Source organism: Micromonospora sp. NPDC005203, from assembly GCF_042872705.1.
GTDB lineage: Bacteria > Actinomycetota > Actinomycetes > Mycobacteriales > Micromonosporaceae > Micromonospora.
Genome location: NZ_JBIAKV010000004.1, coordinates 192,631 through 216,627, shown reverse-complemented (window position 1 = coordinate 216,627; position 23,997 = coordinate 192,631). Strand labels below are relative to the sequence as shown.

General features: G+C 73.8%; 24 protein-coding genes. 12 read left to right on the top strand and 12 right to left on the bottom strand.

Annotation, left to right across the window (positions count from 1 at the left end):
• Window positions 1–21: 21 nt before the first annotated feature.
• From ACFYPM_RS12725 to ACFYPM_RS12715, 3 genes are all read right to left on the bottom strand, one after another.
• On the bottom strand, window positions 22–1,317 hold the full coding sequence (locus tag ACFYPM_RS12725; RefSeq protein ID WP_387194923.1) for a cation:proton antiporter: 1,296 nt from the start codon (window positions 1,315–1,317) through the stop codon (window positions 22–24).
• 107 nt (window positions 1,318–1,424) lie between these two features.
• Window positions 1,425–2,102: an HAD family hydrolase gene (locus ACFYPM_RS12720; protein ID WP_387194920.1), complete on the bottom strand. Its 678-nt coding sequence runs from the start codon at window positions 2,100–2,102 to the stop codon at window positions 1,425–1,427.
• A gap of 25 nt (window positions 2,103–2,127) precedes the next feature.
• Complete coding sequence (locus ACFYPM_RS12715; RefSeq protein ID WP_387194917.1) at window positions 2,128–4,266, bottom strand: SpoIIE family protein phosphatase; 2,139 nt, start codon at window positions 4,264–4,266, stop codon at window positions 2,128–2,130.
• A gap of 198 nt (window positions 4,267–4,464) precedes the next feature.
• Between ACFYPM_RS12715 and ACFYPM_RS12710 the strand changes: the two genes are divergently transcribed.
• The gene (locus tag ACFYPM_RS12710; RefSeq protein ID WP_387194915.1) at window positions 4,465–5,277 is read left to right on the top strand and encodes a hypothetical protein; all 813 of its coding nucleotides are present in this window, start codon (window positions 4,465–4,467) and stop codon (window positions 5,275–5,277) included.
• A gap of 73 nt (window positions 5,278–5,350) precedes the next feature.
• On the opposite strand, the gene ACFYPM_RS12705 is transcribed toward ACFYPM_RS12710, so the two are convergent.
• Together ACFYPM_RS12705 and ACFYPM_RS12700 are read right to left on the bottom strand one after the other, a co-directional pair.
• Window positions 5,351–5,704 carry a DUF6401 family natural product biosynthesis protein gene (locus ACFYPM_RS12705; RefSeq protein ID WP_387194912.1) on the bottom strand — a complete coding sequence of 118 codons (354 nt, stop codon included), beginning with the start codon at window positions 5,702–5,704 and terminating at the stop codon, window positions 5,351–5,353.
• A 193-nt stretch (window positions 5,705–5,897) separates the two neighbouring features.
• Window positions 5,898–6,107 (bottom strand): hypothetical protein, encoded by a 210-nt coding sequence (locus tag ACFYPM_RS12700; protein WP_387194909.1) that lies wholly within the window; start codon window positions 6,105–6,107, stop codon window positions 5,898–5,900.
• A gap of 157 nt (window positions 6,108–6,264) precedes the next feature.
• On the opposite strand from ACFYPM_RS12700, the gene ACFYPM_RS12695 reads away from it, so the two are divergent.
• On the top strand, window positions 6,265–7,539 hold the full coding sequence (locus ACFYPM_RS12695) for an MFS transporter (protein WP_387194906.1): 1,275 nt from the start codon (window positions 6,265–6,267) through the stop codon (window positions 7,537–7,539).
• Here ACFYPM_RS12695 and ACFYPM_RS12690 read toward each other — a convergent pair.
• From ACFYPM_RS12690 to ACFYPM_RS12675, 4 genes are all read right to left on the bottom strand, one after another.
• Entirely contained in the window at window positions 7,497–7,757 is a 261-nt protein-coding gene (locus ACFYPM_RS12690; RefSeq protein ID WP_387194903.1) for a hypothetical protein, read from the bottom strand. The two genes, ACFYPM_RS12695 and ACFYPM_RS12690, sit on opposite strands and share 43 nt — an antisense overlap.
• Window positions 7,758–7,860: 103 nt before the next feature.
• Window positions 7,861–8,322, bottom strand: a complete 462-nt coding sequence (locus ACFYPM_RS12685) for an SRPBCC family protein (RefSeq protein ID WP_387194900.1) — start codon at window positions 8,320–8,322, stop codon at window positions 7,861–7,863.
• A 49-nt stretch (window positions 8,323–8,371) separates the two neighbouring features.
• Entirely contained in the window at window positions 8,372–8,788 is a 417-nt protein-coding gene (locus ACFYPM_RS12680) for a DUF2795 domain-containing protein (protein ID WP_110564927.1), read from the bottom strand.
• Between the two features lie 90 nt (window positions 8,789–8,878).
• Window positions 8,879–9,865: a YihY/virulence factor BrkB family protein gene (locus ACFYPM_RS12675; protein ID WP_387194897.1), complete on the bottom strand. Its 987-nt coding sequence runs from the start codon at window positions 9,863–9,865 to the stop codon at window positions 8,879–8,881.
• Between the two features lie 175 nt (window positions 9,866–10,040).
• Here ACFYPM_RS12675 and ACFYPM_RS12670 point away from each other — a divergent pair, with 175 nt between their 5' ends.
• Entirely contained in the window at window positions 10,041–10,442 is a 402-nt protein-coding gene (locus ACFYPM_RS12670; protein ID WP_387194895.1) for a ChaB family protein, read from the top strand.
• Window positions 10,443–10,511: 69 nt separating this feature from the next.
• On the opposite strand, the gene ACFYPM_RS12665 is transcribed toward ACFYPM_RS12670, so the two are convergent.
• The gene (locus ACFYPM_RS12665; RefSeq protein WP_387194892.1) at window positions 10,512–11,945 is read right to left on the bottom strand and encodes an aldehyde dehydrogenase family protein; all 1,434 of its coding nucleotides are present in this window, start codon (window positions 11,943–11,945) and stop codon (window positions 10,512–10,514) included.
• Window positions 11,946–12,017: 72 nt separating this feature from the next.
• Between ACFYPM_RS12665 and ACFYPM_RS12660 the strand changes: the two genes are divergently transcribed.
• Window positions 12,018–13,625, top strand: a complete 1,608-nt coding sequence (locus ACFYPM_RS12660; protein WP_387194888.1) for a phytoene desaturase family protein — start codon at window positions 12,018–12,020, stop codon at window positions 13,623–13,625.
• Window positions 13,626–13,700: 75 nt separating this feature from the next.
• On the opposite strand, the gene ACFYPM_RS12655 is transcribed toward ACFYPM_RS12660, so the two are convergent.
• Both ACFYPM_RS12655 and ACFYPM_RS12650 read right to left on the bottom strand, forming a co-directional pair.
• Window positions 13,701–14,468, bottom strand: a complete 768-nt coding sequence (locus ACFYPM_RS12655) for a polyprenol monophosphomannose synthase (protein WP_387194885.1) — start codon at window positions 14,466–14,468, stop codon at window positions 13,701–13,703.
• Between the two features lie 311 nt (window positions 14,469–14,779).
• Window positions 14,780–15,217 (bottom strand): SRPBCC family protein, encoded by a 438-nt coding sequence (locus tag ACFYPM_RS12650; protein WP_387194882.1) that lies wholly within the window; start codon window positions 15,215–15,217, stop codon window positions 14,780–14,782.
• 162 nt (window positions 15,218–15,379) lie between these two features.
• Between ACFYPM_RS12650 and ACFYPM_RS12645 the strand changes: the two genes are divergently transcribed.
• The 8 genes from ACFYPM_RS12645 to ACFYPM_RS12610 are packed head-to-tail and all read left to right on the top strand — an operon-like array spanning window position 15,380 to window position 23,972.
• Entirely contained in the window at window positions 15,380–17,074 is a 1,695-nt protein-coding gene (locus ACFYPM_RS12645) for an HAD-IIIA family hydrolase (protein ID WP_387194879.1), read from the top strand.
• The gene (locus ACFYPM_RS12640) at window positions 17,071–18,045 is read left to right on the top strand and encodes a glycosyltransferase (RefSeq protein ID WP_387194877.1); all 975 of its coding nucleotides are present in this window, start codon (window positions 17,071–17,073) and stop codon (window positions 18,043–18,045) included. The genes ACFYPM_RS12645 and ACFYPM_RS12640 overlap by 4 nt, the downstream gene beginning before the upstream one ends.
• Window positions 18,030–19,247 (top strand): glycosyltransferase, encoded by a 1,218-nt coding sequence (locus tag ACFYPM_RS12635; RefSeq protein WP_387194874.1) that lies wholly within the window; start codon window positions 18,030–18,032, stop codon window positions 19,245–19,247. The genes ACFYPM_RS12640 and ACFYPM_RS12635 overlap by 16 nt, the downstream gene beginning before the upstream one ends.
• Window positions 19,244–19,915: an SIS domain-containing protein gene (locus tag ACFYPM_RS12630; protein ID WP_387195436.1), complete on the top strand. Its 672-nt coding sequence runs from the start codon at window positions 19,244–19,246 to the stop codon at window positions 19,913–19,915. Before ACFYPM_RS12635 ends, ACFYPM_RS12630 begins: the two co-directional genes overlap by 4 nt.
• A gap of 17 nt (window positions 19,916–19,932) precedes the next feature.
• The gene (locus ACFYPM_RS12625; protein WP_387194871.1) at window positions 19,933–21,357 is read left to right on the top strand and encodes a PfkB family carbohydrate kinase; all 1,425 of its coding nucleotides are present in this window, start codon (window positions 19,933–19,935) and stop codon (window positions 21,355–21,357) included.
• Complete coding sequence (locus ACFYPM_RS12620; protein WP_387194868.1) at window positions 21,354–22,055, top strand: SDR family oxidoreductase; 702 nt, start codon at window positions 21,354–21,356, stop codon at window positions 22,053–22,055. The genes ACFYPM_RS12625 and ACFYPM_RS12620 overlap by 4 nt, the downstream gene beginning before the upstream one ends.
• Complete coding sequence (locus tag ACFYPM_RS12615) at window positions 22,052–23,005, top strand: glycosyltransferase family 9 protein (RefSeq protein WP_387194865.1); 954 nt, start codon at window positions 22,052–22,054, stop codon at window positions 23,003–23,005. Before ACFYPM_RS12620 ends, ACFYPM_RS12615 begins: the two co-directional genes overlap by 4 nt.
• On the top strand, window positions 22,989–23,972 hold the full coding sequence (locus ACFYPM_RS12610; RefSeq protein WP_387194862.1) for a DNA topoisomerase IB: 984 nt from the start codon (window positions 22,989–22,991) through the stop codon (window positions 23,970–23,972). Before ACFYPM_RS12615 ends, ACFYPM_RS12610 begins: the two co-directional genes overlap by 17 nt.
• Window positions 23,973–23,997: the final 25 nt, after the last annotated feature.

Here is a 23,997-nt window from a genome sequence, read left to right as displayed (position 1 = left end):
CGGCCGGTCTGACCTGTTCGTTCAGGAGTGGCCGGCTGCGGCGACCGGCCGGGCGTCGGCATCGCGCTCGGCCGGGTCGGAGGTGCGTTCGCCCTCCCGGTCGAGCAGCTGCATGACCGGGGTCGCCGCGATGCCGTGCACCACCACGGACACGAGCACCACCAGCCCGACGGTCGCCCACAGCAGCTCGGCCTGCGGGAAGTCCCCCTTGGTGGTGGCGTACGCGAGGTAGTAGAACGAGCCGACACCGCGGATGCCGAACAACGAGATCACCCAGTGCTCGGCCGGTCGCCCCGGCGCGCCCCGCAGCGACAACCAGCCGAACAGCGGCCGGATCAGGAACACCAGCGCCAACCCGACGGCGGCCGCCGGCCAGGTCAGCGGCGCCAGCAGGCCACCCACGATCGCGCCGCCGAGCAGCAGCAACAGCACCAGGGTGAGCAGCCGTTCGACCTGCTCGGAGAAGTCGTGCAGCACCGAGTGGAACTCACTGGTCCGCTCGGCCGCCCGGATCGCCCGAGCGGCCACGAACACCGCCAGGAAGCCGTACCCGCCGACCACCTCCACCAGCCCGTACGCCAGGAACGTGGCGGCCAGCGCCAGGAAGCCCTCGGCGTGTCGGGCCAGCCGCAGCTGGCTGGGCGCGCGGAAGAACAGCTTGCCCAGCAGCCAACCGATGAGCACGCCGCCGCCGACCCCGACGCCCACCTTCCAGAGCACGTCCACGGTGAACCACTCGGCCATCCAGTCGCTCGGGGCGAGGCTGGTCGAGGCGATGGCGATGGCGGCGTAGACGAACGGGAACGCCAGCCCGTCGTTGAGGCCGGCTTCCGAGGTCAACGCGAAGCGGACCTCGTCCTCGGAGTCCTCCACGTCCGTCGGCTCGCCCACCTGCACGTCGGCGGCGAGCACCGGATCGGTCGGGGCCAGGGCGGCGCCCAACAACAGGGCGGCGGCCGGCACCAGGCCCGCCCACCACCAGCCGAGCAGGGCCACCGCCGCGATGCACAGGGGCATGGCGATCGCCAGCAGCCGCCAGGTGGACGACCACCGCTGCCAACTCAACGGTCGGTCGATCTTGAGCCCGGCGCCCATCAGCGCGACGATCACGCCGATCTCGGTGAGGTGGGTGGTCAGCTCCGGGTGGACCAGCGGGTCGGGTGTCGGCAGCCCGACCGGCAGCAGGAACACCAGCATGCCGAGGGCGAGGAAGGCGATCGGCATGGACAGCGGACGCTGCTCCAGCACCCGGGGCAGGATGCCCGCGAGCAGAGCGCCCAGGCCCACAAGCGCGAACGCCACGTCTACCGGCTCCACGGCACCACCTTTCGGCCGCACCCGCGGGGCGCGGGGCAGGTGGTGACAGACCTTGCCCCGCAACGGCACCGGCTATGCGCGTACGTGCCGGTGAACCCGGGTGATCCTCAGCGCGGTCGGGTCAGCGGCGAGTCCGCCAATTCCTCGAGCAGCGCGGCCGGGTCGTCGTACACCGCCACCGCGCCGGCGCCGGCGAGCTCGCCGCGGCTGGTGCCGCCGCAGGTCACCCCGATGCACGGAATGTTGAGCTTGCCGGCCGCGACGACGTCCCACACCGAGTCGCCGACGAAGACCACCTGCTCGGCGGTCAACCCGGACTGCTCCAGCGCGGCGACCAGGATGTCCGGGGCCGGCTTGCTCTGCTGGGCGTCCGCCGAGGAGGTGACCGTGTCGATCACGTCGTCGGCGGCCAGCGCCCGGCGCAGTGCGCCCACCTCGGGCTCCGAGGCGGAGGTGGCGAGCACCACCCGCAGGCCGCGCTCGGCGCAGGCGCGCAGCAGGTCCGCGGCCCGGGGCAGCGGGGTGAGGCGATCTGAGTACTCGGCGTACAGGGTGTCGTGCGCGTCCGTCAGCCTCGCGTCGGCGTCCCGGTCCCGCTCGGGGCCGAGCAGGTGGTCGAGGAGCCTGTCCGAACCCATCCCGATCGAGCGGTGCACCACCGCCATCGGCACCGGCTGGTCGGTCTGGCGCAACGCCTCCCACCAACTCACGGTGTGCAGGTATGTGGTGTCCACCAGGGTCCCGTCGACGTCGAAGAGAACTCCGGCGGGCTGTTCGCTACGCATGGCGCCCTCCTACCCGTCGGGCGGCTCAGGGACGCGCGGTCGGCGGCGTCAGAATCTCGAACCAGACCGTGGAGCCGCGGACCGACGGATCGGTGCCCCAGGCGTCGCTGAGCTCCTCGATCAGGCCCAGGCCACGCCCGCGACTGCTCAACGTGTCGGTGCGGGTCCGGGTCACGGTGCCCCGGGTGCCGGAGTCGGCGACCGAGACCAGGAGACGCTCGGGGCTGAGGTCGATCTCCACCCGGGCGGCGGTGCCGGCGTGCAGCAACGCGTTGGTGGTCAGTTCGCTGGTGCACAGCACCGCCGCCCCGATCACCGACTCGGCCACCTGCCACTCGGTGAGCTGACCGGTCATCCAGTGCCGCACGCGGCTGGGGGCGGTCGGCTCCGCGGGTACCTCCATGCTCGCCGAGCGGCTCGGCTTGAGCGCGTGTTCGACCGCGAGCACGGCCACGTCGTCCTCGGTGCCGCCGGGCACCGCCGCCGTGGCCACCGCGCAGAGGGCACGGGGGTCGCCACTGCCGGCCTTGGCGACGGCGTCGCTGAGGGTGGCCAGCCCGGCGCTGAGGCTCTGCCGACGACGCTCCACCACGCCGTCGCTGAACAGCAGCAGGGTGTCACCGGGACGGAACGGGACAGTCGTGATGCCGGGCCGGCTGCCCAGACCCAGCGGCGGGCCGGCCGGCACGTCGACGTACTCGGCGTAGCTGCGGCCCGTCGGGTCGCTGCGGCGGATCAGCGGCGCGGGGTGCCCGGCGCTGGCCAGGGTCAGCTCCCGCCGCTCCGCGTCGATGACCCCGAACGCCACGGTGACGAACAGTTCGTGGGTGCTGGCCTCCGCGCCCAGGCTGGTGACCAGCCGGTCCAGTCCGGCCAGCACCGCGTCGGGCGCCGGATCGGCCAGGGCGAGCGCGCGCAGCGCGGCCCGGACCTGTCCCATCCGTGCGGCGGCCTGCACGTCGTGACCCGCGACGTCGCCCAGCACCACGCCGAGCGCGCCGCCGGGCAGGAGGAACGCGTCGTAGAAGTCACCGCCGGCGGCGTTGCCGTCCACCCCCGGGTCGTAGCGGGCCGCCACCCGCAACCGGGGCAGGTCCGGCAGGTGCTCCGGCAACATGCTGCGTTGCAACAACTGGGCCGTGCCGTGCTGGGTCTCGAACCGGCGGGCCCGCTCCGCGGCCTGGCCGATCAGCTCGACCGAGGCCGCCAGCAGCGCCCGCTCGGCGGGCGACCAGGTGTGCGGCACCTGGTAGCCGACCGCGAGCCCGCCGCGCACCACCGAGGTGCCCAGGGGCAGGGCCGCCATCGAGCGGATCTTCTGGTCGTGGCGGTCCACCGCGATCTCCCGCAGCGGCTGCCCGTCGCGGACGAAGAACGGGCCGGCGGAGCGGGCCGCCTGCACCACCGGGGCCGACCAGTCCGCCGGAGCGCGCCGCCAGAGCGGAGGAAGCCGCTCGTCTGCCTCGTCCAGCAACTCGCCGCGGACCCGGCGCACCATGCGCCAACCGCCGCCGCCCTCGTCGACCGCGAACGAGGCCTGGTCCGGGTCGAACGTGGTGATCGCGTACCGCAGCGCCACCCGGGCCACGTCGTCGAGGGTGAGCGTGCCGGCGAGCGCCGCGGCCACCTCGCTGAGGCTCTGCAACTGCTCGGTGACGTGGGTGGTCTCGGCCGCGACCGTCAACGTGCCGACGATCTTCCCGGTGCTGTCCCGCACCGGCGAGTAGCCCCGGGTGAAGACCGCCTGCTCCACCGTCGCGGAGTGCCCCCGCACCAGCGGCAGGGTGGACTCCTTCTCCAGGAACGGCTCGCCCTGCCGGTAGGTGCGCTCGAACACCTGACCGACGCCGGGCAGCGCCCAGATCTCGGCGAACACCTCGGCGGCCGGGCGGCCGAGGGCGCTCGGGTGTTTGGTGCCCAGCAGTTCGGCGTAGCCGGCGTTGTAGAGCAGGACGAGGTCGTCTCCGTACGCCAGGGCCATCGGCATCGGCGAGGCGAGGATCAGCTCGATCACCGCCCGCACCGCGACGTCCCAGCCCTCCGGTGGACCCAGCGCAGTGCCGGCCCAGTCGTGGGCGAGCACGGCAGCGGCCGTACCGGCGCCGGTGGACGTACCCGGGACCGGAGTTGCTGGCGTGGGGACTCGCCCGACCGTTCCTGGCATGTTCGCAGCCTAGTCGGCCCGTCGGAAAAGGCATCCGATCATGGCGGCGGGGCGTCGCCGTGGCCGACGCGCTGCCTATCTGGGCAGTTCACGACCCCTGCTCGTCGGCGGGCCGGGAAAAACACGGCGCGTTGCGCGGACTGCCGGACCGGTAGCCGGGTAAGCGCCCGGCGCAGTCCATGCGACAGGAGGGACATCATGCTGAAAACCCTCGCGGTTCGGCAGGCCGACATCGGCGATGCCATCGCCGACACCTGGAGGTCGGTGCTGCTCTTCATCCCGAAGGCAGTGGCCTTCATCGTCATCCTGGTGGTCGGCTGGCTCATCGCCAGAGCCGTCCTCAAGATCGTGGATACGGTGCTGGAACGGGTGCACTTCGACCAAGCGGTCGAACGTGGCGGTATCAAACGGGCCCTGGAGAGAACGAAGTACGACGCCTCCGACATTCTGGCCAGACTGGCGTACTACGCCGTACTGCTGTTCACGCTGCAGTTCGCGTTCGGGGTCTGGGGGCCGAACGCGATCAGTGACCTGATCAGTGGCGTGGTGTCCTGGCTGCCGCGGGCGTTCATCGCGATCGTCATCGTGGTGGTGGCGGCTGCGATCGCCAACGCCGTCCGGGATCTGGTCACCGGGGCGCTTGGCGGTCTGTCGTACGGCAAGGTCCTGGCCGACCTCACGGCGATCTTCATCATCGCGCTCGGCGTGATCGCCGCACTGAACCAGGTGGGTATCGCCACCACGGTGACGACCCCGGTGCTGATCGCGGTGCTCGCCACGGTGGCCGGCATCCTGATCGTCGGTGTCGGTGGTGGTCTCGTGAAGCCGATGCAGAACCGCTGGGACGGCTGGCTGGACCGGGCCGCCCGGGAAGCTCGGGCGGTGCAGCAGCAGCGTCAGGCCAATGCGGCCGGGCGCAGCGACGTGGAGCGGCAGATGGCCGACCGCGGGGGCGATCGTACCCAGGCGATGCCTCGGGTGGACGAGGAAGCTCCGCAGTACCGCTCGTAGCGAGGCGGAAACGGCACGGCAGGTGGGGAGGGTGCTCCGCGCAGCGATGCGCGGGGTGCCCTCCCCGCGCCCGTCAGGCGCCGTCGAGCGGGCGGGCCAGCGCGCAGACCGCGAGCAGCCGGGTGAGGAGCCACTCCGGGTGACTCCAGTCCACCGGCCCGTCCGGCGGGACCCACCCGTGCTCCAGCGCGGCGGCGCGGACGCCCTCGGCGTAGCCGGCGAGGGCTGCGGCGGTCAGCGGCTGGCGGTCACCGTCGAGGCTGTCCCGCACGGCAGCCGCGTGCTGGTCGACGAGGGCCAGCAGCCCCGGTCGCGCGGCGGCGGCCGCGAGCCCGACGGTGCCGAGGGACACGGTGAGGGCGGCCAGGGTGGACCGCGTCGAGTCGACGGCGGTACGGGTGGCGACCCGGTTGAACGGCACACGCATGGTGACCGAGGCTAACCGACGGGTGACGGTGTCGCCGTCGGCCAGTCGGCGGATGTCGGCTGCGCCACTGGCCGATCGGCGCTGACCGCAGGGGTCGATCCGCGCAGAAGGGCCAACGGGAGAACCACAGGCGTTGCAGGGCAGGAAGGCAGGCAGCGGGACAGCGGCCGGACGACCGGCCGGGCAGCGTGGATCAGTCGCTTGTCGCGTTGGCCGGACGCCGCCGCGCCGCGTCGTCGACGATGATCACGGTCGCCACCATCAGCGCGACGCAGAGGCTGAACAGCCACGAGTCGTCGGCGACCAGCCGGGCGGACACGGGTGCCTGCAGGGCGGCGAGCAGGAAGCCGAGCCAGGCGAGCCGGCGCTGACGCGACGAGAGGATTCCGGAGCCTTGATGCATTCCGAAATTCTTACGCGAGTCAGTCCGTTTGCCGTCCTCCGATCGGCCGATTCTGGATGAGCTGTCCGTTTTCTCGACCTTCCGGACACGACTTCTTTGCGCAGCGGGCGATCGGGCGCCGACGGCACTAAAGTGCCCTGCGGCAGGATGGTGTCCCGTGTCCACCGCGCCCGCCCGCCCCCGCGCCGCCCTGCTCCTGCTGGCCTACCTCGCGTTCGTCAGCCTCGGCCTGCCCGACGGCCTGCTCGGTGTCGCCTGGCCCTCGATCCGGGACGACTTCCACGTACCGACCGAGGCCGTCGGTCTGGTGCTCACCGCGGGCACCGTCGGCTACCTGACGTCCAGCGTGCTGGCCGGGTTCACGCTCGCCCGGATTGGCGTGGGCGCGCTGCTCGCCGCCAGCACCCTGCTGGCCAGCCTGGCCCTGAGTGGCTACGTCCTGAGCCCGGTGCTGGCCGTGCTGGTGGGCTGTGCGCTGCTGCTCGGGCTCGGGTCCGGCGCGGTCGACTCCGGGCTCAACGCGTACGCCGCCGGGGTCTTCGGGCCGCGCCACATGAACTGGTTGCACGCCTTCTTCGGCCTGGGCGTGGCGATCGGTCCGCTGATCATGACGGGGGCGCTGAGCGCCGGACTGTCCTGGCGCTGGGGGTACGGCACCGTGGCCGCCGCCCAGTTCGCCCTCGCCATCGCGTTCGCGCTCACCGTGCGGGCCTGGCGACGCGACAGCCCGGCCACCGCCGGGGCCGCCGGGGCCGCCGGGGCCGCGCCCGCCGCGGCCGTCCGGGTTCCGATCGGGGCGACCCTGCGGCTGCCGGCGGTGTGGTCCGGCACGCTCGCCTTCGCGCTGTACGTCGCCCTCGAGGTGTCCGCCGGCCTGTGGGCGTTCCTGCTGCTGACCGAGGGCCGGGGTCTGGGCGCGGCGGTGGCCGGCGGCTGCGTCTCCGCGTACTGGGGGAGCCTCTTCGTGGGCCGGGTCGTGCAGGGCGTGGTGGCCGAGCGACTGGGGGCGACGCTCGTGTTGCGCGTCAGTCTCGTCGGAATGGCCGTGGGCGCGGGGTTGATCGCCGCCCCCGGGCCGGCCGCGCTGGCGGTGCTCGGCCTGGTCGTGGTGGGGTTCGCCGCCGCGCCGGTGTTTCCCCTGCTCACCCTCACCACCGCCGACCGGGTCGGCGCGGCCCACGCCGACCGGGCCATCGGCCTGCAGATCGGTGCCTCCGGCATCGGCGCGGCGCTCGCCCCGGCCGGACTGGGTGTGTTGATCGGCAACACGTCGGTGCAGGTGCTGGGCTCGGCCCTGGTGGTGCTCGCGCTGGCGTTGATCGCGCTCTACGAGTGGGGTGCCCGGCGCCCGAGCGGCCGGCCCGTGCCGGCTCAGCCCGACGGGGAGGGTCAGACGTCCGGCCCGGTTCGGCCGGTGGTGGAGGGACGGTAGGGGCGCTCCGGGTCGGTCGCCTCGCGGCTGTTGCCCCGGGCCTGCCCGTCGCGGTCCGAGGCGGCCGGCCCGTGCCCGAACGTGGCTTCCTCGCCGGCGTCGTTGCCGGTCACGTCGTCGGCCTGCCCGTCGAGGCTGGAGCCCGACACCGCCTTCTCCAGCTCCTCCAGCGGAAGCCGTTCCTCGTCGCGCCACACCCTGATGTTGTCGTCGGTCATGTCTTGAGCCGTACCCGGGCGCGATGATCGCAAACGGGCGACAGGGCTCGGACACGGCGATGGCCGCCAGGACGCTGGCGGCCATCGGTGTCACTGCTCAGGGTCACGGCTGCGGACGGTCCACCGAACCGCGCCAGGCGCCGGTCTCCTGACCGCGCCGCTCGATGTAGGTCTTGAACCGCTCCAGGTCGCCCTTGGCACGCCGGTCGACGATGCCGAGCTTGTCGCCGGCCTGCTCGACCACGCCGTGCGGCTCGAACTCGAGCTGGAGGGTGACCCGCGTCTTGTCCGCGTCGAGCCGGTGGAAGGTCACCACGCCGGCCTGCTGGGTGCCGTCGGTCGAGCGCCAGGCGACCCGCTCGTCGGGAAGCTGTTCGGTGATCTCGGCGTCGAACTCGCGCTTCACCCCGGCGATCTCCACGGTCCAGTGGGTCATCGTTTCGGAGATCTGCCGGATCTCCGACACGCCCTCCATGAACTCGGGGAACTGCTCGAACTGCGTCCACTGGTCGTACGCGGTGCGTACGGGCACGGAAACGTCCACATGTTCGGTCACGCCACTCATCAGAGAACCTCCTTCAGTCGCTGGTGGTCGTCGAATCGGGGGGATCCGGTCACCAGCGGGTTGTCTCGTTCTTGTTGCCGAGCGCGGCCCACACCTCGGAGACCGTCTGGTAGAGGGTGCCCTCGGGCAGTCGCTCCAACGCCGCCACGATGTCGTCCGGCGCCTCGTTCTCGCGGGCGCTGGCGATGAGCACCAGGCGGTCGCCCGGCAGCGCGCTCATCGAGATGAACCGGCCCAGCCGGCTGCGCTGCTCGACGTCCGTGGAACTCATCCCCTGTGGGGTCCCGGTGCGCAGGTCGCCGGCCGGGGCGGTGGTCGTCTCCGGCTGGTCCTCGCCAGCCGGTTCCGGCACCCGCGACTCGTCGACCCGAGAGCCACCGGTCCCCGGCCCCTGTACCAGGCCGCTGACCTCCTGACTCATCTGTTCGTCGATCCTCGGTCCGTGCTTGCTGTTGCCACGCTCCATGCCTTCTGCGCTACCCGGCGCCCTGCCCGGTAAACCGGCACCGGGCGACGAACCGGCCCGGAGGCCGGACATCCGGGCGACAACCGGCGCTCAGTCGTCGGCGGGCTTGCGGGGCGGCAGCACCGGCTCGTCCGGGTCGGGGTCGCCGGCCTGCAACTGCCGCCCGCGCTGCACCTCGGCGTTGATCTGCACCCCCAGCATCAGTGCCGAGTTGGACAGGTAGAGCCAGACCAGGAACGCGATGGCCGCGCCCAGGCTGCCGTAGGTCGTCCGGTACGAGGCGAAGGTGGCCACGTAGAGGCCGAAGCCGAAGGAGACCGCCGTCCAGGAGACCAGGGCCACCGCGCCGCCGGGGGTGAGCCAGCGGAAGCGCGGTTGGCGTACGTTCGGCGCGATCCAGAACAGCAGCGACAGCAGCACCATCATGACCATGGCGAGCACCGGCCACTTCGCCACACTCCACACCGTCCGGGCCAGGCCACCGGCGTTGATCAGATCACCGACCGCGTCGGTGACCGGGCCGCTGACGATCAGCGCGAGGGCGACCACGGCGAGCAGCACGAGCGTCACCGCGGCCAGGCCGATCTGTATCGGCCGCAACTTCCACACCGGCCGGCCCTCGGTCACCCCGTAGATGGAGTTGGAAGCCCGGGTAAACGCGCCGATGAACCCCGACGCGGACCACAGCGCGCCGAGCAGACCGAAGCTCAGCAGCACCTTGGCGTTGTGTTCCTGGACCACCACGGACCGGAGCACGCCGACCACGCCGCCGTCGTCGTTGGTCAGCACCGACCCGGCGCCCACCTGGTTGGCCAGGTCGACCACGGTGTCCAGGGTCCGCTCGCCATCGGAGACCAGACCGACCAGGGCCACCACCACGATGGCGGACGGAAAGAGCGCCAGCACCCCGTAGTAGGTGAGCGCGGCGGCCCAGTCGGAGCAGTTGTCGTTGACGAAGTTCTGCACGCTGCGGACCAGCACCCCACGCCAGGTCCGCCAGCTCAACTGCCGCATCCGGTGGGGAACAGGCGTGCCGCGCGCGTCGTCGCGCGTCGTACCGGGCTCCGTGGTCGTCATGCCGCTCCCTGCGCCCCGGCCACCGGTATGACCGGTCGTCCGGTCGGGCCTGGCCCCCGATACCCGGATCGGGAAATCGAGAAACTCGGCGGCGTCGCGCTCGCCGCGCGTATGGTTTGCCGCCGCGTCAACGGGGAACGGTCAGGGTGACCCTGTCGCTACGGAGGAGGACGAGATGCCCGGGCGCGAGGACCTGCCCAGCACGCTGCGACGCTCCCCGGAGAAGGCGCAGCGCACCTGGGAGAAGACGCACGACTCGGCGGTGGAGACCTACGGCGAGGGGGAACGGTCGCACCGCACCGCCTTCGCCGCGGTGAAGCACCAGTTCGAGAAGGTGGGCGACCACTGGGAGCCGAAGGGCCGCAAGGGTCCTAGTGACCAGCAGGCCGCCGGCGGCGGGCCGGAACGGCGAGCCCCCACCGCCGGTGGAGTCGACGCCAACGCCAGCAAGGACCACCTCATGGCGGTGGCCCGAAAACTCGACGTACCCGGCCGGTCCAGCATGACCAAACCGGATCTGGTCACGGCGATCCAGAAGGCCAACGACCGGGCCACCCGCAAGGCTCGCGGCGACTGACCACCGCCGCGGCCGACAACACCGACACGGTACGGGCGGACGCGCCACCCCTGCGTCCGCCCGTACCGTTCACCATTGCCCGCCGCCGGGCGCCTCGATGTGCACCGCCTTCGTGGCGGTGAACTCGTCCAGCAGTTCCGGGCCGTAGCCGAAGCCCTGCCCACTGCCCCGTCGTGGGTGCGCGGCCCCTCCCGGCGCGCCACCGAACACCGCGTTGACCTTCACGGTGCCCACCGGCAGCTCCCGCCAGGCCCGCTGCGCGTGACTCATCGACGTGGTCAGGACGCTGGCGGCCAGCCCGTACGGGGAGTCCGCGGCGCAGCGCAGCGCCTCGTCGAACGAGTCGACGACCACGACCGGGGCGACCGGCCCGAACGTCTCCTCCCGTACCAACGGCATGTCGTGCCGGCAGTCGGTGACCACGGTGGCCGGATAGAACGCCCCCGGCCCGCCGGGCACCTCGCCGCCCACCCGCACCCGGGCGCCGGCCGCCACCGCCGCCGCGACCTGCCCGTGGACCTGATCGCGGTGCCGCCGGTCGACGAGTGGACCCAACTCGGTGTCCGGGTCCGTGCCCGGCCCGACCCGCAGGGCGGTGGCACGCCGCACCAGCGCGGCCACGAAGTCCTCGGCCACCTCGCGGTGTACGTAGATCCGCTCCACCGCCACACAGAGTTGCCCCGCGTTGGCGAACGCGCCCAGCGCGGCCTGCTCCGCCGCCCACTCCGGGTCCACGCCCGCGTCCACGATCAACGGATCACTGCCCCCGTTCTCCAGCACCACCTTCGCGCCGGTGCGGGCCGCGGCGGCGGCGATCGCCCGCCCGGTCGCCGTGGATCCCACGTGCGCCACCACGTCGACCTCCTGGGCGGCCAGCGCCGCACCGACCTCGGGGCCGCCGGTGAGCAGCGACAACACGCCGGCCGGCAACGCCCCGTCCAGGGCCCGGGCCAGCAGCCAACCGGTCGCGGGAGCCCGCTCGCTCGGTTTGTAGAGCACCACGTTGCCGGTCACCAGGGCGGCACCCAGCAGCCCGCAGGAGACCGCCACCGGGTCGTTCCAGGGCGTCAGCACGGCCACCACACCGCGCGGCTGCGGGGCCATGAAGTCCAGCGCGTCCGGTGCGCCGTTCAGCGTCCGCCCGCCGCGCAGCGGAGCCAGCTCCGCGTACTGTCGCAGGGTGCCGATACCCGCCTCGACGCCGCCGCGGGCGTCCGCCAACGGCTTGCCCATCTCGGAGGTGACCGCCGCCGACAGCTCCTCGACGACCTCCGCTACGGCGTCCGCGGCCCGGTGCAGTGCGGCGGCCCGCTCGGCCGGCGCGGTCGCCGCCCACTGGGCGGCCCCGTTGCGAGCCGCCTGCGTCGCCTTGCCGACCTCGTCGGCGGTGGCCACCGGCACCGTGCTGACCGGCGAGTCGTCCGCCGGGTCGCGCACCACCAGTTCACCGCCGTCCCCGCCCGCGCCCCACACGCCACCCACCAACTGCGCAACCGTGTACATGCGGCGCTGCATGCCCCGGCCCCGGCCGGGCAAACGCGTTTCGCCCGGTTGCGCGCCGGGTAGGCGGATCGGATGACAAGCACCGCCGCGCAGCGCGTGGACGCCGTCGTCGTCGGGGCCGGTCACAACGGCCTGGTGGCGGCCAACCTGCTGGCGGACGCCGGCTGGGAGGTGGTGGTCCTGGAGGCGACCGCGGTGCCCGGCGGCGCGATCCGCTCCGCCGAGGTGACCGCGCCCGGCTACCTGAGCGACCTCTACAGCTCCTTCTACCCCCTGGGGTACGCCTCACCGGTGCTGCGCGGCCTCGACCTGGGTCGGCACGGCCTGTCCTGGCGGCATGCGCCGGACGTACTGGCGCACCTGCTGCCGGACGGTCGGGCCGCGGTGATCAACCGGGACCCGGACGTCACGGCCGCCTCCCTTGAGCGGTTCGCCCCCGGCGACGGCAAGCGCTGGCTCAACGCCTACACCGACTGGTGCGAGGTGGCCGAGCCGATGCTGACGGCGATCACCACGCCGTTCCCACCGGTACGCGGTGGGCTCGGCCTGCTGCGTCAGCTGCGTGTCGCCGGTGCGCTGCGACTGGCGCGACGCCTGGTGGTGCCGGTCCGTAAACTCGGCGACGAACTCTTCGACGGCGCCGGCGGGCCGGCCCTGCTGGCCGGCTGCGCCCTGCACACCGACCTCGCGCCGGAGGAGGCCGGCTCCGGGGTGTACGGCTGGCTGCTGGCCATGCTCGGCCAACAGATCGGCTGGCCGGTGCCCGAGGGCGGCGCGCAGCAGATCACCAACGCGCTGGTGGCCCGGCTCCAGGAGCGCGGGGGGACGATCCTCTACGGCGCCCGCGTCGACCGGGTGCTCACCGCCCGCGGCCGGGCGATGGGGGTCCGCACCGAGGGCGGCACGCTGTGGCGCGCCCGCCGGGCCGTGCTCGCCGACGTGCCCGCCCCCGCGTTGTTCCTCGACCTGGTCGGCGCGGCGGCCCTGCCGTCGCGGCTGGTGGAGGACCTGGCGCACTTCCGGTGGGACGGGTCGACGCTGAAGGTGGACTGGGCTCTCTGCGCGCCGGTGCCCTGGACCAACCGGGAGCTGGCCGGCGCCGGCACCGTGCACCTCGGCGCGGACCTCGACGGGTTGACCCGGTACGCGGGGGAGTTGGCCCGTGGCGAGCTGCCCCGTGACCCGTTCCTGCTGGTCGGGCAGATGTCGGTGGCCGAACCCAGCCACTCCCCGCCGGGCACCGAGTCGCTCTGGGCGTACACACACCTGCCGTTCCGGCGGGACTGGCGGGCCGAGGACGTCGCCGGGCACGTGCAGCGCATGGAGGACGTGCTGGAGGCGGCGGCGCCGGGTTTCCGGCAGCTCGTCGTCGGCCGGCACGTGGCCGGGCCGGCCGAGCTGGAACGGGACAACCCGAGCCTGGTCGGAGGTGCGCTCGGCGGGGGCACCGCCGCCGCGTACCAGCAGCTGTTCCTGCGCCCGATCCCCGGCCTGGGCCGGGCGGACACCCCGGTGGACCGGCTCTTCCTGGCCAGCGCGTCGGCGCATCCCGGCGGCGGTGTCCACGGGGCGCCGGGCGCGAACGCGGCCCGCGCGGCGTTGGCCCGAGACCGCGCCCTCACCGGCCGCGCCTACGCCGCAGCCATCGCCACCGCCCACCGCTCCATCTACCCCAACTAACCCCCTGCCCGCCGGCCCCCCGCCCCTGCGGGTTGGGTGAGGCCGGGTGGGTGGGGCAGGGGGTGGGGGTGGGGGTTAGCGGGTGATGTTGCGGTGTTTGTTGCGGAGGCGGAAGGGCATCAGGGCGCTCTCCACCTTGGTCGCCGTGGTCATCTTGGAGTCGCCGTCGCGCCGCTCCTCGAAGCGGATCGGCACCTCCAGGATGGTGTGGCCCAACTTGGTGGCGAGGTAGTGCATCTCCACCTGGAAGCTGTAGCCGTTGGACTGCACCCGGCCCAGATCGATGTCACGCAAGGCGTCCGCGCGCCAGATCTTGAAACCGGCGGTCAGGTCCCGGATGCGCACCCGCAACAGGGTGTGCACGTAGAGGTTCGCCCAGCCGCTGAGCGCCCGACGGTAGAGCGGCCAGTTCTCGTCCAGCTCCCCACCGGGCACGTAGCGGGAACCGATCACCACGCTCGCCTGGGTGGACAGCAGCGCGCCCAGCATCCCCGGCAGCGCCTCCGGCGGGTGCGACAGGTCCGCGTCCATCTGCGCCACGTACTCGGCGCCGCCCTCGACCGCCCGGGTCATCCCGTCGACGTACGCCCGGCCGAGGCCCTCCTTGCCGGCCCGGTGCACGACCTCCACCCGGTCCGGATGCTCGATGGCCAGCTTGTCGGCCACGTCGCCGGTGCCGTCGGGGGAGTTGTCGTCGGCGACGAGGATGCGCAGGCCGGGCAGCGGCAGGGCGAGGACCCGCTCCACGAGCGTGGGCAGGTTGCCCGCCTCGTTGTAGGTGGGCACGACAACGGTCAGGCGTGCGTCCCGCCACGGCGACGGCAGCTGCACAGGCTCGATCATGTGGACATCCTCGGTTTGCGGAGAGGGGCTCCCGGAAAGGGTATCCAGTTGTCACATTCGGGTTGAAGAGGCACCCCTTCCGGGCGTCGCGGACGGCGGTGCCACGGCGGGTGCGGGCATCGATCCCGCTGGTCGTGGCTGGTGCGTGCCGCTGGCCGCGACGAGCGGTCAGCGCCTGCGACGGCGTCGATGCCGCTGCGGGGCGGTCACCGTCGGCGGGGTCACCGCGCTGCGGCCGAGCGGAACCGGCTGCGGATGCCGCGGCAGCCGCCCGGTAGGCGCGGACGCCCCGGTCACCACCACCGTCGGTGTCACTGCGGCCCCTTCTGTCGGGTGGCGATGTCGGCGAGCCGGTCCAGCGTCTCCCGGTTGCGCAGGTGCAGCACCAGGTCGTTGACCTTGTTGCGGACCCAGCGCAGCGGCCCGGCGGCGAAGTCCTCCCCGAGGCGGACCCGGGTGGCGCCGCCGTCGACGGGTTGCAGCGTGAAGGCCACGATCGCCTCGCCGGCCGGCCAGAGACCCGCCTTCAACACGAGCCGGTGCGGCGGCTCGCAGACCAGCACCGTCGACGCGTCCTGCAAGGAGAACGGCCACGGCCCGGCCCGGTGGTGCAGTTGGGTGCCCACCCGGGGCCAGGCGTCGTCCACGGCACGCACGTGTGCCGTGCCCACCACCCAGTCGCTGTACGTCCACCCGTCGGCGAGCACGTCGAACACCTGCTGCGGGGGCGCGTCGATCACTTTCTCCACAATCGCCACTGGGCTCCCATACCCCCGGTGGGGCGAGGGCTAACGACCGGCGGGTTAGCTTCTCCCGGACGGCGGGTAAGGCCGATCTGGGCACCCCTTTCCGGGCTGCCCACCCCCGGACCGACGACGTTTACTCCTTCGGGCGCAGGGAACCCGCCGCCTGTGCGACAGGACCAGGAGGATCCGTATCAGCGCAGGTCAGCCCCGGTTTACGCCGCTGCTGACCGCGCCGGTTCCGCCGGGTCCGGGCGCACCCCCGGCGGGAGCGCTCGACCCGTCCTCTACGACGCGGTGCTGCTGGACCGCGACGGCACCCTGATCGAGGACGTGCCGTACAACGGCGACCCGGAGAAGGTGCGGCCGGTGCCGGGGGCGCGGGCGGCGCTGGACCGGTTGCGGGCGGCCGGGCTACGCCTGGCGGTCGTGACCAACCAGTCGGGCCTGGCCCGGGGATATTTCAGCGGCGAGCAGATGCGGGCCGTGCACGCCCGGGTCGAGGAGTTGCTGGGCCGGTTCGACGCGTGGCTGGTCTGCCCGCACGACGACGCCGACGGCTGTGACTGTCGCAAGCCGGCGCCCGGCCTGGTGTACTCCGCCGCACGGGAGCTGGGCACGACCGCGTCCCGCTGTGTGCTGGTGGGCGACATCGGCCGGGACGTCGCCGCCGCGCTGGCCGCGGGGGCGGCGGGAGTGCTGGTGCCCACCCCGGTGACCCGACCGGAGGAGATCGCCGCGGCCGGCTGGGTGGCCACCGACCTGCCGGCGGCGGTGGACGAGATCCTGCGCCGCCAACAGGCCGTGCGCCCCGCGGCCTCGCCGCACGACCAGGTGCGGACGGCGTTGGTGGTCCGCTCGGATTCGGCGGGGGACGTGCTGGTCACCGGGCCGGCGATCCGCGCCGTCGCGGCCGGAGCGCAGCGGGTGGTGCTGCTGTGTGGGCCACGCGGCCGGGCCGCCGCCGACCTGCTGCCCGGCGTCGACGAGATCATCGAGCACCCGCTGCCGTGGATCGACCCGATGCCGGGACCGGTCGACGCGGAGGCGGTGCGGAGCCTGACCGCGCGGCTGGGCGCGGTCGGTGCGGACCAGGCGGTGGTGTTCACCTCGTTCCATCAGTCCGCGCTGCCGCTGGCGTTGCTGCTGCGGATGGCGGGGGTCGGCCGGATCGCGGCGATCAGCGACGACTACCCGGGTTCGCTGCTGGACGTCCGGCACCGGGTGCCGGTGGGTGTTCCCGAACCCGAACGTGCCCTCTCCCTCGCCGCCGCCGCCGGCCACCGGTTGCCCGCCGGCGACGACCCCGTGCTCCGGCTGCGCCGCGACGCCGTGCCGCCGCGTCCGGCCGCTCTCGGCGACCCGGGGTACGTGGTGCTGCACCCAGGGTCGGCCGCGTCGAGCCGGGCCTGCCCGCCGGAGGTGGCGACCCGGATCGCCGGGGCGCTTACCGCTGCCGGGCACCGGGTGCTGGTCACCGGCGGCCCGGACGAGCGCGCGGTCACCGCCCGGGTGGCGGCGGCCGGCGGCACCGACCTGGGTGGTCGAACCGACCTGGCCGGCCTGGCCGGGATCATGGCGGACGCCAGCGCGGTCGTGGTCGGCAACACGGGTCCCGCACACCTGGCCGCCGCGGCCGGCGTGCCCGTGGTGAGCCTCTTCGCGCCGACCGTCCCGTTCGGCCAGTGGGGGCCCTACCGGGTGCCCACCGTCCGGCTCGGTGACGCCGCCGCACCCTGTCGGGACACCCGCGCGACCAACTGCCCGGTCCCCGGGCACCCCTGCCTGAGCGGCATCGACCCGGACGAGGTGGTCGACGCGCTGCGGACGCTCACCGTCAGCGGTGGTGGTGGCCCGCGATGAACATCCTGCTCTGGCACGTGCACGGATCCTGGACCACGTCGTTCGTGCACGGCGGCCATCGCTACCTGATCCCGACCACACCCGACCGCGGCCCCTACGGCCTCGGCCGGGCCCGCACCTACCCCTGGCCGGACGGTGCGGTCGAGGTCTTCCCGGAGGACCTGCCGGGCGCCGATGTCGACCTGGTCATCCTGCAACGTCCCGAAGAGATCGACCGGGCCGAGGCGTGGCTGCGTCGCCGCCCGGGTCGCGACATCCCGGCCGTCTACGTCGAACACAACACACCGAAGGGCGACGTGCCGAACACCCGGCACCCCATGGCCGACCGCGACGACCTGCTCATCGCCCACGTCACCGGGTTCAACCAGATCTTCTGGGACACCGGGGCCACCCGCACCACGGTGGTCGACCACGGCATCGTCGCCCCCGCCGTCACCTACACCGGCGAACTCGACCGGCTCGCCGTGGTGATCAACGAGCCGGTGCGGCGGGGGCGGGTCACCGGCACCGACCTGCTGCCCCGGTTCGCCGAGATCGCGCCGCTGGACGTGTTCGGGATGGGCGTCGCCGGTCTGGCCGACCACCTCGGGCTGCCCGCCGACCGGCTCGTCAGCCACGACGACGTGCCCCAGGACCGGATGCACGCCGAGCTGGCCCGGCGGCGCGCGTACCTGCACCTGTGCCGGTGGACCTCGCTCGGGCTCAGCCTCATCGAGGCGATGGCGATCGGCATGCCGGTCGTCGCGCTCGCCACCACCGAGGCGGTGACGGCGGTGCCTCCGGAGGCGGGCGCCCTGGCCACCCGGACCGACGTCCTGCTCGACGCCGCCCGCCGGTTCATCGCCGAACCGGCAACCGCGCGCCGGGCCGGCGCGGCGGCGCGCACCGCCGCGCGGGACAGGTACGGCCTCGACCGTTTCCTCGCTGACTGGGACCGGCTGCTGGAGGAGGAAGTATGCGGATCGCGATGATCTCGGAGCACGCCAGCCCGCTCGCCGTCCTCGGAGGGGAGGACGCCGGCGGCCAGAACACGCACGTCGCGGAGCTGTCCGCCGCGCTCGCCGCCGCTGGGCACGAGGTGCGGGTCTACACCCGCCGGGACGCGCCCGACCTGCCGGTGACCGTACGCAGCCCGGACGGGTACGACGTGGTGCACGTGCCGGCCGGCCCGGCCGAGCCGGTGGCCAAGGACGCGCTGCTGCCACACATGCGCGACTTCAGTAGCTGGCTGATCGAACGCTGGCGGGGCGGGGACTGGGTGCCCGAGGTGATCCACGCGCACTTCTGGATGAGCGGCCTGGCGGCGCTGACCGCAGGCCGGCAGACCGGGGTGCCGGTGGTGCAGACGTACCACGCGCTGGGCACCGTGAAGCGCCGCTACCAGGGCGTGCAGGACACCAGCCCGGCCCGACGGGTCTCCTACGAGCGCGAGTTGGGCCGCTCGGTGGACCGGATCGTCGCGCAGTGCCGCGACGAGGTCGGCGAGTTGGTCCGGATGGGCGTGCCCCGGTCCCGGATGACAGTGGTGCCCTCCGGGGTCAACCTCGCCACGTTCGCCCCGCTCGGGCCGGCCGCCGACCGGGAGCCGGGACGGGCCCGGATCCTCACCGTGGGCCGGCTTGTCGAACGCAAGGGCTTCCAGACCGTGATCCGCGCGATGGCCCTGGTCGGTGACGCCGAGTGCCTGGTGGTCGGCGGTCCGCCCGAAGGGCTGCTGGAGACCGACCCGTACGCCCGGCGGCTGCGGGCACTGGCCGAGACCTGCGGGGTGGCCGACCGGGTGCACCTGGTCGGCGCGGTACCCCGCGAGGAGATGGGCCGCTGGTACCGCTCGGCGGACCTGCTGGTCGCCGCACCCTGGTACGAGCCGTTCGGGTTGACCCCGCTGGAGGCGATGGCCTGTGGGGTGCCGGTCGTCGGCACCGCCGTCGGCGGCATCCGGGACACCGTGGTCGACGGGACGACGGGCGACCTCGTGCCGGCCCGGGACCCGCAGGCGCTGGCCGGCGCGATCCAGGGCCTGCTCGACGACCGGATCAGGCGCTTCGCGTACGCCACGGCGGCCCGCGAGCGGGCCCGCACGCGGTACTCCTGGGCGGTCACCGCCGAGCGGCTGGTCGAGGTCTACAGCGAGGTTGCCGCCGTCCGTCGACCGGCCCGGGTGGTGGCCTGATGCCGGCCGGCAGCCTGCTCGACACCCACCTGACGAACCTCGCCGCGGCGCTGGTGCCGTACCGGCGCTGTGAGTCGCAACTGGCCCGCTGGGGTGCGGACCTGGCCCACCGGCTGGCCGCCGGGGGACGCCTGCTGGTGGCCGGTAACGGTGGCAGCGCCGCCGAGGCCCAGCACCTCACGGCCGAGCTGGTCGGCAAGCTGCACGACGACCGCCAGCCGCTGTCGGCGATCGCGCTGCACGCCGAGACGAGCGCGCTCACCGCCATCGCCAACGACTACGGCTACACCGACGTGTACGCCCGTCAGGTGCGCGCCCACGGCCGTCGCGGCGACGTCCTGCTGCTGCTCAGCACCAGCGGCAGCAGCCCCAATCTGGTCAGCGCCGCCCAGGCCGCCCGCGACGCCGGCCTGACCACCTGGGCCCTCACCGGCGCCACCCCGAATCCCCTCGCCGACGCGTGCGACGAAGTGCTGGCCGTCGCGTCGCCGGACACCCAGGTCGTGCAGGAGTTGCACCTCGTGACCAGTCATCTGCTCTGCGAGTACCTCGAACAGGAGTTGGCCGCGACCACCGACTCGGCGTTCGGCCACGACGTGCCGGCGCCGGTGCGGGCCGGGGTCGAAGTGGTGCTCGACGGTGAATCCGGACAGCAGGTCGACGCGTGAGGGATGGGGAGGTAGGCGTGAGGGGACCGGTGGTGGTGCTCGGGGACACCCTGCTCGACCGGGACGTGGAGGGGGTGGTGAACCGGCTCTGCCCGGACTCCCCGGTGCCGGTCCTGGACGAGACCGCCGCCAGCGACCGACCCGGTGGCGCCGGTCTGGCGGCGGTGTTCGCCGCCGCGCAGGGCGCCGAGGTGGTGCTGGTGACCGCGCTCGCCGACGACGCCGGCGGCGCCCGACTGAGCGCGCTGCTCGCCGCCGCCGGCGTGCAGGTGTACCCGCTGGCCCTGTCCGGTGCGACGCCGGAGAAGATCCGGCTGCGGGCTCGGGGTCGGGTGCTGCTGCGCCACGACCGGGGCGGGGCGTCCGGGGAGCCGGGGCAGCCCTCCGACGAGGTGCTTCGGGTGATCGCCGGAGCGTCGGCGGTGCTGGTCAGCGACTACGGCCGGGGGGTGGCCCGGCAGCCGGCGCTGCGTGCCGCGTTGTCCGCCACCCGCGCGCCGGTGGTGTGGGACCCGCATCCGCGCGGTCCGGCGGCTGTCCCCGGCGTCCATCTGGCCACCCCGAACGAGTCGGAGGTGCGCGAGCTGGTCCCCGCGCTGCCCGGCGCCTCCCGGCTGGCCACCGCGTCGCGGGGCGCGCAGGGCCTGCGGCGACGCTGGCGGGCCGGTGCGGTCGCGGTGACGCTGGGTGGGGACGGCGCGCTGCTCTGCCACGCCGGGTCGACACCGTTGGTGGTGCCGACCCCGGGCAGCGCCGAGGGGGACACCTGCGGGGCGGGCGACCGGTTCGCGGCCGCCGCCAGCCTCGCGTTGGCCCAGGGCGCGCTGGTCTCCGAGGCGGTGCAGGCGGCGGTCGCGGAGGCGTCCGCGTACGTGGCCGGTGGGGGAGTGGCGGCGGCCCTGCCACCGCCGGTGCGTCCCACGCCGACGAGCGTCGCCGGTCCGGGCGGCGACCGGGTGGGCGTCGCGGCGGTCGCCACGCTGCTCGGTGAGGTACGCGCCGCGGGAGGCACGGTGGTGGCCACCGGCGGTTGCTTCGACCTGCTGCACGCCGGGCACGTGGCCACTCTGCAGGCGGCCCGGCAACTCGGTGACTGCCTGATCGTGTGCGTGAACTCGGACGACAGCGTGGCCGGGTTGAAGGGACCGGACCGGCCGGTGATGTCCGAGGGTGACCGCAGTCGGCTGCTGGCCGCGCTGAGCTGTGTCGACGCGGTCCTCATCTTCGACGAGCCGACCCCGGACGCGGCGCTGTCCTGGGTCCGACCGGACATCTGGGTCAAGGGTGGCGACTACGCCACCGGCGGCGGCGACGCTGCCGCCGCCCTGCCGGAGGCGGAGGTTTTGCGCCGATGGGGTGGGAACACGGTGGTGGTGCCCTACCTCGACGGCCGCTCCACCACCGACCTGATCGTTCGCTCCGGCGGGGAGCGCACCCGATGACCGCCACGCGGCCCGGCGCCGGACCGACAGTCCTGGTCACCGGCGGCGCGAGCGGGCTCGGCGCGGCGGTGGTCGCCGCGGTGGCCGCCTCCGGTGGTCGGCCCATCGTGCTGGACCGGCAACCGCCGGCCGACGGGGTGTCCTGGACCGAGTGCGACCTGGCCGACACCCGGGCCGCCGAGGTGGCCACCCAACACCTCGCCGAGCAGGCCGGCGGCCTGGACGCGGTGGTCACCGCCGCCGGCACGGACGTGCCCGGTCGGCTCGCCGACGTGCCGGGGGAGACCTGGGACCGGATCGTGGCCGTGGATCTGCTCGCCACCGCGGCGGTGATCCGGGCCGCCCTGCCGTTCCTGCTGACGTCGCGGGGCCGCATCGTCACGGTCGCCTCCACGCTGGGCGTCAAGGCGGTCAGCGACGCCACCGCGTACTGCGCGGCGAAGTTCGGGGTGGTGGGGTTCACCCGCGCCCTCGCCGCCGAGCTGGCCGGTCAGGTCGGTGTCACGCTGCTCATTCCGGGCGGGATGCACACGTCGTTCTTCGACGAGCGCGACCCGCAGTACAAGCCGGGGCCGGACGCGATCCTCAACGACCCCGCCGACACGGCCGCGGCGATCATGTTCGCGCTCAACCAGCCGCCCGGCTGCGCGGTGCGGGAGCTCGTGGTCTGCGCCGAGCAGGAGACCTCGTACCCGTGATCCTCGTGCTGCGCGCGCTGGGCGTCGGCGACCTGCTCACCGCGGTGCCCGCGCTGCGGGCGCTGCGGGCCGCGTACCCCGGTCCGGAGTTGGCGCTCGCCGCGCCCGCCTGGCTGTCCCCGCTCGTCGACCTGGTCGGCGGCGTCGACCGGCTGGTGGACACCACCGGGCTGGAGCGGCCCCTGCGGACCGGCTCGGCGGTGTCGGTCGCGGTGAACCTGCACGGCCGGGGTCCGGGGTCGCACCGGTTGCTGGCGGCCACCCGACCGGACCGGCTGCTGGCCTTCGCCAACGCCGAGGCCGGCTGCGGCGACGGCCCGCCGTGGTCCGTCGACGAGCACGAGGTGGACAGGTGGTGCCGGCTGCTGTCCTGGTACGACATTCCGGCCGACGGCACCGACCTCGGTCTGCGCCGGCCCGGTGCGGCCGGGTTGCCCACCGGTGTCACCGTGCTGCATCCCGGCAGCAAGGTCCCCGCCAAACGGTGGCCCGCCGAGCGGTTCGCCGCGCTGGCCCGGGCGCTCACCGACCAGGGGCACCGGGTCCTGCTCACCGGCTCGGCCGACGAGCGGGCGCTGGTCGCACAGGTGGCCGACGCGGCCGGCCTGTCGTCCGACGCCGTGCTGGCCGGGCGGACCGACCTCGGCGCGCTCGCCGCGTTGGTGGCCAACGCCCGGGTGGTGGTCAGCGGGGACACCGGGGTGGCCCACCTGGCGACCGGGTTCGGCACCCCGTCGGTCGTCCTCTTCGGGCCGGTGCCGCCGGCGCACTGGGGGCCGCCGGTGGACCGACCCCGGCACCGCGTGCTCTGGGCCGGCGCGAGAGATTGGCCGAGGTGGGACGGGGCAGGAAGCCACCCGACGATGGCGGCCCTGCGCCTCGACGAGGTGCTGGCCGCCGTGGCTGAGGTGGCGAAGGTGGTGCGGGTCTCCGGTGCGGTTGCGGCGTAGCGACCCGGGTCGACCGGGGTACGGGCGGCGTCGGCGCGGTCGGGGCTGGCTCTTCGTGGACCCGACCGGTGATCCGGTCCGGGATCCGGAGGTGCTGGCCCGGCTGCGGGAGTTGGTCATCCCCCCGGCCTGGGAGAGCGTCTGGATCGCGCCGCACGCGAACGGCCACATCCAGGCGATCGGGATCGACGCGGCCGGGCGCAAGCAGTACGTCTACCACCCGCGGTGGCGGGAGCAGCAGGACGAGGCGAAGTTCGACCGCATGCTGGAGGTGGCCCGGCGCCTGCCGGTGTTGCGGGAGCGGGTGGGCCGTGACCTGGACGGCCGTGGGCTGGGCCGGGACCGGGTGCTGGCCACTGTCGCCCGACTGTTGGACATGGGCATGTTCCGGGTCGGCAGCGACCAGTACGCGGCCGGCGACGACCCGACGTACGGGGTGTCCACGCTGCGCCCCGAGCACGCCCGGTCCCGGCGCGGCTGCGTGGTCCTGGTGTTTCCCGCGAAGGGCGGCATCGAACAGGTACGCCGGATCGAGGACCCGGAGCTGTGTCAGGTGTTGGCCAATCTGCGCCGCCGCCGGCGCCGGGCGGATCGGTTGTTCGGCTACTGGGACGGCCGGGAGTGGCGCGACGTGCGCAGCGACGAGGTCAACGGCTACCTGCGGGACGCCAGCGGCGGGGAGATGACCGCCAAGGACTTCCGCACCTGGCACGCCACCGTGCTCGCCGCCACCGAGTTGGCCACCGCCGGCCCGGCCCGCTCGGTGACGGCCCGGCGCAAGGCGGTGGTCGCCGTGATGCGCGAGGTGGCCGAGCTGCTGGGCAACACCCCGACGGTGGCTCGCGCGTCGTACGTGGACCCGCGGGTGCTCGACCTGTACCACGACGGGGTGGTGGCGTCAGTGGACCCACGGGCACCCCGGGCGGAGGCCGAGCGGGTGGTCCTGGAGTTGCTGGAGAAGTCCTGACCGGCCCCGTCGGCGACTCTGGGGG